The 12,128-nt window shown below is 72.1% G+C and carries 13 protein-coding genes; 5 read left to right on the plus strand and 8 right to left on the minus strand.

All coding sequences use genetic code 11. The features are described from left to right. The first annotated feature begins 112 nt into the window (after positions 1–112). A complete protein-coding gene (gene folP / locus FDO69_RS00310) occupies positions 113–973 on the plus strand; it encodes a dihydropteroate synthase (protein ID WP_104777547.1) in 861 nt (286 codons plus the stop codon). A 95-nt stretch (positions 974–1,068) separates the two neighbouring features. Here folP and FDO69_RS00315 read toward each other — a convergent pair whose 3' ends face one another. Then, positions 1,069–1,827: an LOG family protein gene (locus tag FDO69_RS00315; RefSeq protein ID WP_104777548.1), complete on the minus strand. Its 759-nt coding sequence runs from the start codon at positions 1,825–1,827 to the stop codon at positions 1,069–1,071. Positions 1,828–1,947: 120 nt separating this feature from the next. Continuing rightward, complete coding sequence (gene dapE, locus FDO69_RS00320) at positions 1,948–3,027, minus strand: succinyl-diaminopimelate desuccinylase (protein WP_104777549.1); 1,080 nt, start codon at positions 3,025–3,027, stop codon at positions 1,948–1,950. 85 nt (positions 3,028–3,112) lie between these two features. Here dapE and FDO69_RS00325 point away from each other — a divergent pair, with 85 nt between their 5' ends. Both FDO69_RS00325 and FDO69_RS00330 read left to right on the plus strand, forming a co-directional pair. Next, the gene (locus FDO69_RS00325) at positions 3,113–4,093 is read left to right on the plus strand and encodes a VldE C-terminal domain-containing protein (protein WP_104777550.1); all 981 of its coding nucleotides are present in this window, start codon (positions 3,113–3,115) and stop codon (positions 4,091–4,093) included. A 344-nt stretch (positions 4,094–4,437) separates the two neighbouring features. Beyond that, positions 4,438–4,884 carry an ATP-binding protein gene (locus tag FDO69_RS00330; protein ID WP_104777551.1) on the plus strand — a complete coding sequence of 149 codons (447 nt, stop codon included), beginning with the start codon at positions 4,438–4,440 and terminating at the stop codon, positions 4,882–4,884. Between the two features lie 79 nt (positions 4,885–4,963). Here FDO69_RS00330 and FDO69_RS00335 read toward each other — a convergent pair whose 3' ends face one another. Next, on the minus strand, positions 4,964–6,055 hold the full coding sequence (locus tag FDO69_RS00335; RefSeq protein WP_104777552.1) for a bifunctional succinyldiaminopimelate transaminase/glutamate-prephenate aminotransferase: 1,092 nt from the start codon (positions 6,053–6,055) through the stop codon (positions 4,964–4,966). 120 nt (positions 6,056–6,175) lie between these two features. Next, positions 6,176–6,496 (minus strand): ferredoxin, encoded by a 321-nt coding sequence (fdxA, locus tag FDO69_RS00340; protein ID WP_003973842.1) that lies wholly within the window; start codon positions 6,494–6,496, stop codon positions 6,176–6,178. 140 nt (positions 6,497–6,636) lie between these two features. On the opposite strand from fdxA, the gene FDO69_RS00345 reads away from it, so the two are divergent. After that, positions 6,637–7,653: a GNAT family N-acetyltransferase gene (locus FDO69_RS00345; protein WP_104777553.1), complete on the plus strand. Its 1,017-nt coding sequence runs from the start codon at positions 6,637–6,639 to the stop codon at positions 7,651–7,653. A 30-nt stretch (positions 7,654–7,683) separates the two neighbouring features. Beyond that, entirely contained in the window at positions 7,684–8,535 is an 852-nt protein-coding gene (locus tag FDO69_RS00350; protein ID WP_104777554.1) for a transglutaminase family protein, read from the plus strand. A gap of 88 nt (positions 8,536–8,623) precedes the next feature. Here the strand turns inward: FDO69_RS00350 and FDO69_RS00355 are convergent, their stop codons facing one another. The 4 genes from FDO69_RS00355 to FDO69_RS00370 are packed head-to-tail and all read right to left on the minus strand — an operon-like array spanning position 8,624 to position 12,046. Continuing rightward, positions 8,624–9,238 (minus strand): response regulator transcription factor, encoded by a 615-nt coding sequence (locus FDO69_RS00355; RefSeq protein ID WP_104777555.1) that lies wholly within the window; start codon positions 9,236–9,238, stop codon positions 8,624–8,626. Continuing rightward, complete coding sequence (locus FDO69_RS00360; protein WP_104777556.1) at positions 9,235–10,401, minus strand: sensor histidine kinase; 1,167 nt, start codon at positions 10,399–10,401, stop codon at positions 9,235–9,237. Before FDO69_RS00360 ends, FDO69_RS00355 begins: the two co-directional genes overlap by 4 nt. Beyond that, positions 10,398–11,138 (minus strand): ABC transporter permease, encoded by a 741-nt coding sequence (locus FDO69_RS00365; protein WP_104777557.1) that lies wholly within the window; start codon positions 11,136–11,138, stop codon positions 10,398–10,400. Before FDO69_RS00365 ends, FDO69_RS00360 begins: the two co-directional genes overlap by 4 nt. Then, positions 11,135–12,046: an ABC transporter ATP-binding protein gene (locus FDO69_RS00370; protein ID WP_104777558.1), complete on the minus strand. Its 912-nt coding sequence runs from the start codon at positions 12,044–12,046 to the stop codon at positions 11,135–11,137. The genes FDO69_RS00365 and FDO69_RS00370 overlap by 4 nt, the downstream gene beginning before the upstream one ends. Positions 12,047–12,128 lie beyond the last annotated feature (82 nt).

Here is a 12,128-nt window from a genome sequence, read left to right on the forward strand (position 1 = left end):
TGCGGACGTCCTGCGAGTCGGATGTTGTCAGGCTCCGATCGTGCCATGCGAGTCCGACAGTTAGGGTCGCAGGCGGCGGAAGACGGGACGTACCCAGGAAAGGTCACAGGGGATGCTCAGGCTGGGCAAGCGGGAATTCGGACCACACGAGCCGGTGATCATGGCGATCGTGAACCGCACCCCGGACTCCTTCTACGACCAGGGCGCCACCTTCCGCGACGAGCCGGCCCTCGCGCGGGTGGAGCAGGCGGTGGCCGACGGGGCCGCGATCATCGACATCGGCGGGGTCAAGGCCGGACCGGGCGAGGAGGTCACGGCCGAGGAGGAGGCCCGGCGGACGGTCGGGTTCGTCGCGGAGGTGCGGCGGCGGTTCCCGGACGTGATCATCAGCGTGGACACCTGGCGGGCCGAGGTCGGCGAGGCCGTGTGCGAGGCCGGGGCCGATCTGCTGAACGACGCGTGGGGCGGGGTCGATCCGGGGCTGGCGGAGGTCGCCGCGCGTCATCGCGTGGGGCTGGTGTGCACGCACGCCGGCGGAGCGGAGCCGCGGACACGGCCGCACCGGATCGAGTACGACGACGTCATGGCGGACATCCTGGACGTGACGGTCGGCCTGGCCGAGCGGGCGCTCGCGCTGGGGGTGCCACGGGAGTCGATCATGATCGATCCGGGGCACGACTTCGGGAAGAACACCCGGCACAGCCTGGAGGCCACGCGGCGGCTGGACGAGATGGTCGCCACGGGGTGGCCGGTGCTGGTCTCGCTGTCCAACAAGGACTTCGTCGGGGAGACGCTGGACCGGCCCGTGAAGGAGCGGGTCGTGGGGACGCTGGCGACGACGGCGGTGTCCGCGTGGCTGGGGGCGCAGGTGTACCGGGTGCACGAGGTCGCGGAGACGCGGCAGGTGCTGGAGATGGTGGCGGCGATCGCGGGGCATCGGGCTCCTGCCGTTGCCCGGCGCGGGTTGGCCTGACCGAGGTACCAGGGGGCTCCGCCCCCTGGGCCCCCGGACCTGTGCCCACCCAACGCCCGACACGGTCCGGCAGGAGGCCGGGCTCGAAAGGCCCCCTAGCGCCCCGCCTCCTTCGACACCAGGGCCACCGCCTCGTCCACGTCGTCCGTCACGTGGAACAGCAGAAGATCCTTCTCCCCCGCCTTGCCCTGGGCGATCACCGTGTCACGCAGCCAGTTCACCAGGCCGCCCCAGTAGTCGGTGCCGAAGAGGACGATCGGGAACTGGGTGACCTTCTGGGTCTGGACGAGGGTGAGGGCCTCGAAGAGCTCGTCGAGGGTGCCGAGCCCGCCGGGCAGGACGACGAAGCCCTGGGCGTACTTGACGAACATCATCTTCCGGACGAAGAAGTAGCGGAAGTTCAGGCCGATGTCGACGTACGGGTTCAGGCCCTGTTCGAACGGCAGCTCGATGCCGAGGCCGACGGAGATGCCCTTCGCCTCGAGGGCGCCCTTGTTGGCCGCCTCCATCGCGCCCGGGCCGCCGCCCGTGATGACCGCGAAGCCCGCGTCGACCAGGCCCCGGCCCAGTCTGACACCGGCGTCGTACTCGGGAGAGTTCGCCGGGGTCCGGGCCGAGCCGAACACGCTGATCGCGGGCGGAAGTTCCGCGAGCGTGCCGAAGCCCTCGATGAACTCCGACTGGATGCGCAGCACACGCCACGGGTCGGTGTGCACCCAGTCGGAGGGGGCCCGCTCGTCCAGCAGCCGCTGGTCGGTCGTGCTGGACTGCACCTGCGCCCGCCGCTGGAGGACCGGGCCCAGGCGCTTTTCCTCCGGCGGCTGCTTCTTCCCCTCGGGGTTGCCGGTCGCCATGTGCGCTCCCTCCGTCGTGCCTGTCTTTCCACCTCAGCGTAGATCTACGCGGGTTACGAACGAGGGACGTGAGCATGTCCGCGATGAAGCGCCGTAAACACGAGGGGCGTTCCGGAAGGGTCAGGCGGTCAGCCAGGTCCGCAGCCGCTCCTCGCCCGCGAGGATCTTGGCGATCTCCACGCGCTCGTCCCGCTTGTGCGCCAAGTGAGGGTTGCCCGGGCCGTAGTTGACTGCGGGGACGCCGAGCGCCGAGAAGCGGGAGACGTCCGTCCAGCCGTACTTCGGCATGGGGGTGCCGCCGACCGCCTCGATGAACGCCTTCGCCGCCGGATGGGAGAGTCCGGGCATGGCCGCGCCGCTGTGGTCGACGACCTCGAACTCCTCGACCCCGCAGTCCGCGAAGACCTCCCTGACGTGCGCGACGGCGTCCTCGGGCGTGCGGTCGGGCGCGTAGCGGAAGTTGACGGTGACGACGCACTCGTCGGGGATCACGTTGCCGGCCACTCCCCCGCTGATGCCGACCGCGTTCAGGCCCTCGCGGTACTCCAGGCCGTCGATGACCGGCCGGCGGGGTTCGTAGGAGGCCAGCCGGGCAAGGATCGGGGACGCCGCGTGGATCGCGTTGGCGCCCATCCAGCCGCGCGCGGAGTGGGCCCGCTCGCCGGTGGTCTTCAGCAGGACCCGCAGCGTGCCCTGGCAGCCGCCCTCGACCTGGCCGTCCGATGGCTCCAGGAGCACCGCGAAGTCGCCCTCCAGCCACTCGGGACGGGTCTCGGAGACGTGCTTGAGGCCGTTCAGCTCGGCGGCGACCTCCTCGTTGTCGTAGAAGACGAAGGTCAGGTCGCGGTTGGGGGCCGGGACCGTGGCCGCGATGCGCAGCTGCACGGCGACGCCCGACTTCATGTCGCAGGTGCCGCAGCCCCACAGGACGCCGTCCTCGTCGAGCCGGGAGGGGACGTTGTCCGCTACGGGGACGGTGTCGATGTGCCCGGCGAGGATCACCCGCTCGGAGCGGCCGAGGTTCGTGCGGGCCACCACGTTGTTGCCGTACCGGTCGACCGTCAGGTGGGGCAGGGCGCGCAGCGCGGTCTCGATCGCGTCGGCGAGGGGCTTTTCGGTGCCGCTCTCGGAACGGAAGTCGACGAGCCGGGCGGTGAGCTCCGCGGCGTCCAGCGTGAGGTCAAGCGAGGTGTCGGCCATGCCTTCGACCCTAACGCGCCGGGCCCCGGCCTCACTCTCCCCACCCGGCTCATGCCACTGCGTACTCTCCAGTACCTTGTACGGCGTGCCAGAGCCGTCCTCTCCCAAGCGTCGTGGCCGCCTCTTCCGATGCGGCGCCGCCTTCGTGGCCCTGCTCGCGGTCGCCGGTTACCTCGTCGTGCAGTACGTCACCGGGGGCTCGGGCGGACCGGGCTGCAAGGTCGTCTCCGGCAAGGGCGACGGGGCGTCGTACGAGTTCACGCCCGAGCAGGCGGTGAACGCGGCGACGATCACCGCCGTGGGGACCGCGCGCGACCTGCCCGAGCGGGCTGTGACCATCGCGCTGGCGACCGCGCTGCAGGAATCGGCCCTGCGCAACATCAAGCACGGCGACCGGGACTCCCTCGGCCTGTTCCAGCAGCGGCCCTCGCAGGGCTGGGGAACGCCGAAGGAGATCATGGACCCGACGTACTCGGCCGGTGAGTTCTACGACCATCTGGTCAAGGTGCCCGGCTACACCCGGCTGCCGCTCACCGTCGCCGCGCAGCGCGTGCAGCGCAGTGGCTTCCCGCAGGCCTACGCCAAGCACGAGCCGGACGCCGCACTGCTGGCCGCGGCCCTCACCGGGCAGTCCGCGGCCACGCTGACCTGCGACGGCCGCCCGGCCGCGACCCGGGCATCGGGCCCGGACGGGGTGCGTGCCGCGCTCGTGCGTGACTTCGGGCGCGATGTGCTGGACCCGGCCGGTGCCGAGGTCGGCGGTACGTCGAAGGACACGCCCACGCCGTCCCCGAGCCCCACGGACGGGACCGGCGGGCGGACCGTGACACTGCCGGTGACCGCCGGCACCGCTTCGACGACCGGACGTGGCCCGGGTCTGCGCGGTTGGCAGCTGGCGCACTGGGCCGTGGCCAACGCCTCCGAGCTGCACATCGCGCGCGTCACCTACGCGGGGCGGGAGTGGGTGGCGGGGAACACCGCCAGCCAGTGGCGTACCGCCACGGAGAACGGCACCGCGGGTGCGGAACGCGCCGCGGACGCCGTCCGTATTGTCACGATGCGCTAGATCGCGCAGGGGTACGGGAACTCACTCCTGGGCGTTATCCGTGCGGCTCCGCGCCGAGGGTGTGCGCAGGTTTTCGCACCCTCACCCGGAAACTCCCGAAAACCCTTGGGCGCACAGGGCCGGAAGGGATGCGGCGGGCTTTCCGGCGAGGGTCTTTTCGCCCGTTTGTCCGCAGCCGATTATGCGACGCATTACCAACTCTTTACGTTCCGGCGCCGCAACCTTCGCGGGTCTCAAGCGGTAGTCACTGCGTCCGAGCCGGGTGCGATCGCAGCCAGTCGATCAACGCCCGGTGTCGGTCGGACACTTCACGAACCTCTGTTCTCTCCCGTTGAAGGAGCACCATGTCCCTCCCCCTGACCCGCCGTATCGCCCGTGCCGCGCTGATCGTCGCTGCGGGAGCGGCTGCCGGGGTCGGTGCGGCCGGCTCCGCCAGTGCGGCCCCCGAGCTGCCGGCCAACCCGAACCTCGGCGGACTGACCGCCCTGGACGGGGCGAACGCCGGCAAGACCGTCGACAGCGCGGCGACGGACGTCTCCAAGTCCGCGGGTGACACCGGCAGCAAGGCCGTCAAGAAGGCGGTGCCCACCGCGGGCAAGCTCGGCGGCAAGACGGTCAAGAAGGCCACCCCCGTCGCGCAGAAGGCGGCCGGTGCGGCGGCGGGCTCCGCCGGGCAGCTCGTCGGTGAGGCAGCCGGTTCGACCAAGGGCGGTCTGCCGACGGACTCCCTGGCCAAGGGTGGCGTGCCCGCCACGGGCACCCTGCCGACGAAGGGCCTGCCGGTCGGCTGACGCCGAGCCCCACGTCCGAGGCCTGAGGGGCCCGGGGGAACGTCCCCGGGCCCCTCAGGCATGCTCACCGCGGCAGCGGTCACAGACGTCGTACCGCCGCCGCCACCCTCTCGTCCGTCGCCGTCAGCGCCACCCGGACGAACTCCGCGCCGGCCGGGCCGTAGAAGTCCCCGGGGGCCACGAGGATGCCCCGCTTGGCGAGGTGGTCGACCGTGTCCCAGCAGGACTCGCCCCTGGTGGCCCACAGGTAGAGGCTGGCCTCGCTGTGCTCGATGCGGAAGCCGTGGGTGACCAGGGCCTCGCGCAGCAGCTCTCGGCGGGACGCGTAGCGCTCGCGCTGGACACGGACGTGGTCGTCGTCGCCGAGGGCCGCGACCACCGCCGCCTGTGTCGGAGCCGACGTCATCATGCCGCCGTGCTTGCGGATCTCCAGCAGCGGGCCGAGGACCGCCGGGTCACCGGCCAGGAAGGCCGCGCGGTAGCCGGCGAGGTTCGAGCGCTTGGAGAGCGAGTGGACGGAGACGATGCCGTCGTAGGAGCCGCCGTTGACGTCCGGGTGCAGGACCGAGACCGGGTCGGCCTCCCAGCCCAGCTCCAGGTAGCACTCGTCGGAGAAGAGCAGGATGCCGTGCGAGCGGGCCCAGGCGACGATCCGGGTCAGCTCCTCCTTGGAAAGGACCTTGCCCGTGGGGTTCGACGGGGAGTTCAGCCAGAGCAGCTTCAGGCCCTCGGGGTCCAGCTCCGTCGGGTCGTCGTAGGCCTCGTACGCGGCGCGCGCCAGCCGGGCGCCGACCTCGTACGTCGGGTAGGCCAGGCGCGGGAAGGCCACCCGGTCGCCGGGGCCGAGGCCCAGCTGGGTCGGGAGCCAGGCGACGAGCTCCTTGGAGCCGACGATCGGCAGTACGTGGCGGTGGGTGACGTCCCGGGCGCCGAGGCGGCGCTCCACCCAGCCGGTGATCGCGTCGCGCAGCTCGGGCGTGCCCCACACGGTCGGATAGCCCGGCGAGTCGGCGGCGGCCACCAGCGCCTTCTGGATCAGCTCGGGCACCGGGTCGACGGGGGTGCCGACGGACAGGTCGACGATGCCGTCCGGGTGGGCGGCTGCCGTGGCCTTGTACGGGGTCAGCTTGTCCCAGGGGAAGGTGGGCAAGCGGTCTGAGACTGCGGACACGGGTTCTGGCTCACTTTCTGGTACGTACGAGCCGGTGACGGCAAACGCCTCGGCCCCGTACGGCGATCAGCGGGTGATCGGGCCGTACGGGACCGAGGCGGCACGGAGTGCGGGCCGCTCTTACTGGTTCTGCGGCGGCAGCGCGGCGACGAAGGGGTGGTCGCGCTCGATCAGCCCCAGCTTGCTGGCGCCGCCCGGCGAGCCGAGCTCGTCGAAGAACTCGACGTTCGCCTTGTAGTAGTCCTTCCACTCCTCGGGAGTGTCGTCCTCGTAGAAGATCGCCTCGACCGGGCAGACCGGCTCACAGGCACCACAGTCGACGCATTCGTCCGGGTGGATGTACAAGGACCGCTGGCCCTCGTAGATGCAGTCGACCGGGCACTCCTCGATGCACGCCTTGTCCTTGACGTCGACACAAGGCTGCGCGATGACGTAGGTCACGCTGTCGTTCCTCCTCGATAGGGCGCTGGCGGGCCTCCTCAGGCTCCGCCGCCTGGCGCGCGGGAGCGCGGCGTCGTCGATGCCCGCCCCTAGTATCTCCGTTCTTGGGCATGATCCGAACAGGAGGGGTGAACTGACCTGTGGAAATCTCTGCCGCCGGGCGACTCGAGGTCCGCATCACCGCTGCTGACGTGGGCAAACGGGTCTCCGTACGGAGCTTGATCGAACACGGCGCTCCGGGTGAGAAGTTCACCGACACGGTCGGTGTTCTCACATCATGGGACAACGGTGTGCTGCTCATCACACGGAAGAGTGGCGAAAGCGTCCGCATCGCGGAATCCGCGCTGGTCGCGGGCAAGACCGTGCCCTCCGCACCGGCGCGTCGCCGTGGCCCGGCCGCCTCCTACGAGGAGCTGGCCCGGGTCGCCGCGCGGGCCTGGCGGCCCGTGGAGAGCGAACGGCTCGGCGAGTGGGAGCTGCGGGCCGCGTCGGGATTCACCCGGCGGGCCAACTCGGTGCTGCCGCTGGGCGCGCCGGGCGTGCCGCTCGACGAGGCGCTCGACGCCGTGCGGCGGTGGTACGGCGAGCGCGGACTGCCCGCCTACGTCCAGACCGCGACCGGCGCCGAGGGCACGCAGGAGCTGCTCTGTGCCGAGCTGGAGCGGCGGGGCTGGGTGCGGGAGGTGACCGCCGAGCTGTGGGCCGGGCCGCTGGCGCCGATCGCCGACCGGGGTGATCCGGCGGGGGTCGTGCTGTCCCGGGAGGCCGATGAGGCCTGGCTGGCCCGGTATCAGCGCAAGGGCGTGAGCGAGGTGGCGTTGCGGGTGCTGCAGGGCGGCCCCTCCGTGTGGTTCGCGAGCGTGCCCGGGGCGGCCGGGACCGGGGCTCCGGCCGCCATCGGGCGGTGTGTCGTCGACGGGCGGTGGGCCGGGTTCGCCGCCGTCGAGGTCGATCCGGCGCTGCGGCGGCAGGGCCTCGCCACGGCCGTGATGGCCGCGCTGGCCCGCCGGGCGCTCGACGAGGGCGCGTCGGCCGCGTGGCTCCAGGTCGAGGCCGAGAACGCGGGAGCGCGGGCGCTGTACGCCCCCATGGGCTTCGCCGCGCACCACGCGTACCACCACTACCGGGCGCCGGACGCCGACGGCACCGGCCGGTAACCGATCGTCGCGAGAGGGCACGAGCCAGTCATGCGTCCCCCGTATCCCCCGTCCCCCGGGCGTTCCGCCGAGCTGCGGCGGCGGTTCGCCGAGGAGGCCCGCTCGGAACGGCCCGATCTGTCGACGCTGTGCCTGCTGGTGGGCGCCGAGGCGGACGGGGAGCTGGACGAGGCGGGTCTGGACGCCGCACAGATCGAACTGGACCGGCTGGCCGGGTTGCTGCCGTACCGGCCCGCCGGGCCTCGGGCCTGGGCGGTCGCCCTGCGGGAGCTGCTCGGCGACCGGATGGGGTTCCACGGCACACCGGGCGACTACCAGCGCCTGGAGTCCTCCCTGCTGCACCAGGTGCTGGTGCGGCGCAGAGGGCTGCCGATCCTGCTGTCCGTGGTCTGGATGGAGGTCGCCAGGCGAGCGGGCGCGCCGGTGTACGGGGTGGCCCTGCCGGGGCATTTCGTCGTCGGGTTCGGGCCCGACGAGGGGCAGGTGCTCGCCGATCCGTTCGACGGGGGGCGGGTGCTGAGCGGGGCCGACGCGGAGTTGCTGGTGACCGGGGCCACGGGGGCGGGGCTGGAGGCGGCGATGTTGCGGCCGGCGGATCCGCTGGATGTGGTGCTGCGGATCCTGAACAACGTGCGGGCGTGGGCGGCGGCCCGGCCCGAGCGGTCGGATGTGGCGTTGTGGGCGGTGGAGTTGTCGTTGCTGCTGCCGTCGCATCCGGCGCGGTTGCGGTACGAGCGGGCGCAGTTGCTGGTGCAGCGGGGGGAGTTTCTCGCTGGAGCCTCGGAGCTGGAGGCCTATGCGGAGATTGTCTCGGCGGTCGATGAGGGGGCCGCGGAGCGGGTGCGGGGGGAGGCTTTCGCGGCTCGGGCGATGCTGAACTGAGGCTTCTCGCCGTACCGGTTTGCGGGGTGTGGCGTGTGCGGGTGCTTTGTGGCTTGTCGCGCAGTTCCCCGCGCCCCTGACGGGGCTCCTACAACCAGCCCTTTTCGCGGGCCACCCGGACCGCCTCCGCTCGGTTTCTCACCGCCAGTTTCTGGATCGCCGTGGAGAGGTAGTTGCGGACCGTGCCCTGGGAGAGGTGCAGGGTCGTGGCCAGTTCGGCGTTGGTGGAGCCGTCGGCGGCTGCCCGGAGGACCTCTCGCTCCCGGTCCGTCAGCGGGTTCGCGCCCTCCGCCAGGGCCGCTGCCGCGAGAGTGGGGTCGATGACCCGTTCGCCGGTGAGGACCTTGCGGACGGCCTCGGCGAGCTGGGCGGCCGGGGCGTCCTTCACCAGGAAGGCGTCGGCGCCGGACTCCATCGCGCTGCGCAGGTAGCCGGGGCGGCCGAAGGTGGTGAGGATGACCAGCTTCACGGCCGGGAGTTCGGCGTGCAGGCGGGCCGCGGCCTCTATGCCCGTCGCGCCGGGCATCTCGATGTCCAGCAGGGCCACGTCCACGGCGTGGGCGCGGGCCGCCTGGAGGACCTCGTCGCCGCGGGCCACCTGGGCCACGACCTCGATGTCCTCCTCCAGGCCGAGCAGGGCGGCCAGGGCCTCGCGGACCATCGACTGGTCCTCGGCGAGCAGGACCTTGATCGTGCGGCTCATGCCCGGGATCCTACGTCCGCCGGTCCGGCCGTCGGCACGCGGGCGACCAGCCGGAAGCCGTGCCTGGACGGGCCCGCCTCCAGGGAGCCGCCCGCCTTGGTGAGGCGCTCGGTCAGACCCGCGAGGCCGTTGCCCTCGCCGGTGCCCTTGCCGCCCGAGCCGTCGTCCTCGACGGTGAGTTCCAGTACCGGCCCGTCGAGGGTCTGACGGCCCACCAGCTCCACCGTGCAGCGGCGGGCCCCGCTGTGCCGTACGACGTTGGTGACCGCCTCGCGCAGTGCCCAGGCGAGGGCCGACTCGCTCTCCTCGGGCACGCCGGCGAGATCGGGTTCGGCGGGCAGCTCGGGGGTGACGCCGGCCGCGGTCAGGGCGACCCGGGCACCGGCGAGTTCGGCGTGCAGGCGGGGGCGGCGGTAGCCGGTGACGGCCTCGCGGACGTCGACGAGGGCCTGGCGGCTGACCTGCTCGATGTCCGCGACCTGCTGGGCCGCCTTGTCGGGATGGGCGGGCAGCATCCGCCCGGCCAGCTCGCTCTTGAGCGTGATCAGGGAGAGCGAGTGGCCGAGCAGGTCGTGCAGGTCGCGGGCCAGGCGCAGGCGCTCCTCGTTGGCGGCGAGCTGGGCGACGGTCGCGCGGGCCTCGCGCAGGGCGATGGTCGTCCGGACGAGTTCGCGTACGCCGGTCATCGCGAAGCCGCCGAGCAGGGCCGGGATGAGCAGTCCGGCCAGGTAGGAGTGGCCGCCCGGCACGGCGAACGCCACGGCGCTCAGCAGCGCGCACGCGCCCGGGATCGTCCAGCGGGCCATGCGCAGCGGCAGGGCGGCGCCGGACGCGATCGACACGTACACGAACAGCACCAGCCACTCGCGGCCCAGGGTGAGGGCGAGGAGCGTGGACTGGGCCGCGAGGACCCCGAGCGAGGCGAGCACCAGCCCGTTGCGTTCACCGCGGCCGGTGCGGAAGACCAGCAGCATGTACCAGGTGACGAAGGCGGCCAGGCCGAGCCAGCCGAGGATCCGCACGCCGGTGCTGTGGCCGCCGTGCAGCAGGTCGGTGACGGGTGCGCTCAGGTAGACCAGCCAGATGCCGGTCCACAGCGACTTCACCACGCGCTGCCTGCGGTTGACCGGGCGCTGCCCGATACCGACGCCGACGTCGTTCACGCCTTCAGGGTGTCCTTCCGGTACAGCCAGGCCGCGCCGCCCGCGAACAGGACGAACGACACCGCGAGGACGGCGAGATCCTGGACGTGCGGGGCCCGGCTCTGCTCGATGGCCTGCCCCAGGGCAGCGTACGCGTGCGTGGGCAGCCACTTCGCGATGTCCTGGAGCCAGCCCGGGAAGGTCGTGGTCGGCATCCACAGGCCGCCCAGCATCGAGAGGCCGAAGTAGGTGATCATCGTGATCGGCCGGACCGCGTCCCCGCTGGCCAGGTAGCCGAGGGCGACGCCGAGCGCGGCGAAGACCAGGCTGCCGGCCCAGATCGCGCCGGTGAGGGCGAGCCACTGCCAGGCGGCCAGTCGTACGTCCTTCACGGCCGCCGCGACGGCGAAGACGATGACGATGGACGGCAGGCTGACGACGGCGGCGCTCGCGGTCTTGGCGAGGACGTAGCCGCGGCCCGGCAGCGTGGTCAGGCGCAGTTGCCGCACCCAGCCGCCCTCGCGCTCCTTGGCGATGCGCTCGCTGTTGCCCATGAGGACGGCCGTGAGGGCGCCGAAGGACGCCATGGAGACCATCATGTAGGTCGGGAGGGTCAGGTCGCTGCCGGGGACCTTCGTGGTGCTGTCGGCGTTGCCCGCGATGATCAGAAACAGCACCGATGGGTAGATCACGGAGAAGAACAGGAACTTGCGGTTGCGCAGGGCGCGGGTGAGCTCCAGCTTGATCAGGCTGTTCACTTCGACTTCGCCTCCTCGGCGGTGGTGATGGCGACGAAGGCCTGTTCCAGGCCGAGTCCGGCGACTTCGAGGTTGCGGGGGTAGACGCCGAGGCCGTACAAGGCGTGGACGGTGGCGTCGGCGTCTGAGGACTGGATGCGCACGGTCCGGCCGGAGATGTCGATGCCGGTCAGGAAGGGCAGGGCGCGCAGGGCGGGTTCGTCGACGGTGCCCTCCACGTCGAAGGAGACCCGGCGGGCGCCCGCCTTGGCCTTGATCTCGGCGGCCGTGCCGTCGGCGAGGAGGCGGCCGCGGTGCAGGACGAGGACGCGGTCGGCGATGGCGTCGGCCTCTTCGAGGTAGTGGGTGGCGAAGAGGACGGTCCGGCCCTGGTCGGCCTGCTCGCGCATGGTGGCCCAGAAGGCCTGGCGGGTGGTGACGTCCATGCCGGTGGTGGGCTCGTCCAGGATGATGAGGTCGCTGTCGCCGGCGGTCGCGAGGGCGAAGCGGACGCGCTGGGCCTGTCCGCCGGAGAGCTTGTTGACCTTGCGGTCGGCGATCTGCGCGATGCCCGCCCGGGACAGGACCTCGGAGGGCCGGTACGACTTGGGGTGCAGGTCGCAGGCGAGCCGCACGAGTTCGGCGACCGTGACCTCGTCCATGAGGCCGCCGCTCTGCAGCATGGCGCCCACGCGCCCGGCGACGATGGCGTCCCGGGGGCTGGTGCCGAAGAGCCGGACGGTGCCGCTGTCGGGGTTCTTGAGGCCGAGCAGCAGATCGAGGGTGGTGGACTTGCCGGCGCCGTTGGGACCGAGCAGCGCCACGGTCTCCCCCGGCCTGAGGTCGAGGCTCAGCCCGTCCACGGCCCGGACGGCGTCGTACGCCTTGCTCACCTGGTCGAACGCGACCACCGAAGCTGTCGTTGTCATACCGGCATCGTGGCGTCGGGGGTGCCGGCGGGGGCAGTGCCGGGTGTCCGGAGTGCCGCATGACAGGTGTCATGCCGATGAG

Origin of the sequence: Streptomyces tibetensis, from assembly GCF_007655005.1 — a bacterium.
In the GTDB taxonomy this organism is placed as follows: domain Bacteria; phylum Actinomycetota; class Actinomycetes; order Streptomycetales; family Streptomycetaceae; genus Streptomyces; species Streptomyces tibetensis.

What these genes read in the sequence shown, in the direction of transcription:
- folP (WP_104777547.1), top strand. Translation starts at nt 113, where the DNA reads ATGCTCAGGCTGGGCAAGCGGGAATTCGGACCACACGAGCCGGTGATC.
- FDO69_RS00315 (WP_104777548.1), bottom strand. Translation starts at nt 1,827, where the DNA reads ATGGCGACCGGCAACCCCGAGGGGAAGAAGCAGCCGCCGGAGGAAAAG.
- dapE (WP_104777549.1), bottom strand. Translation starts at nt 3,027, where the DNA reads ATGGCCGACACCTCGCTTGACCTCACGCTGGACGCCGCGGAGCTCACC.
- FDO69_RS00330 (WP_104777551.1), top strand. Translation starts at nt 4,438, where the DNA reads ATGTCCCTCCCCCTGACCCGCCGTATCGCCCGTGCCGCGCTGATCGTC.
- FDO69_RS00350 (WP_104777554.1), top strand. Translation starts at nt 7,684, where the DNA reads ATGCGTCCCCCGTATCCCCCGTCCCCCGGGCGTTCCGCCGAGCTGCGG.
- FDO69_RS00355 (WP_104777555.1), bottom strand. Translation starts at nt 9,238, where the DNA reads ATGAGCCGCACGATCAAGGTCCTGCTCGCCGAGGACCAGTCGATGGTC.
- FDO69_RS00370 (WP_104777558.1), bottom strand. Translation starts at nt 12,046, where the DNA reads ATGACAACGACAGCTTCGGTGGTCGCGTTCGACCAGGTGAGCAAGGCG.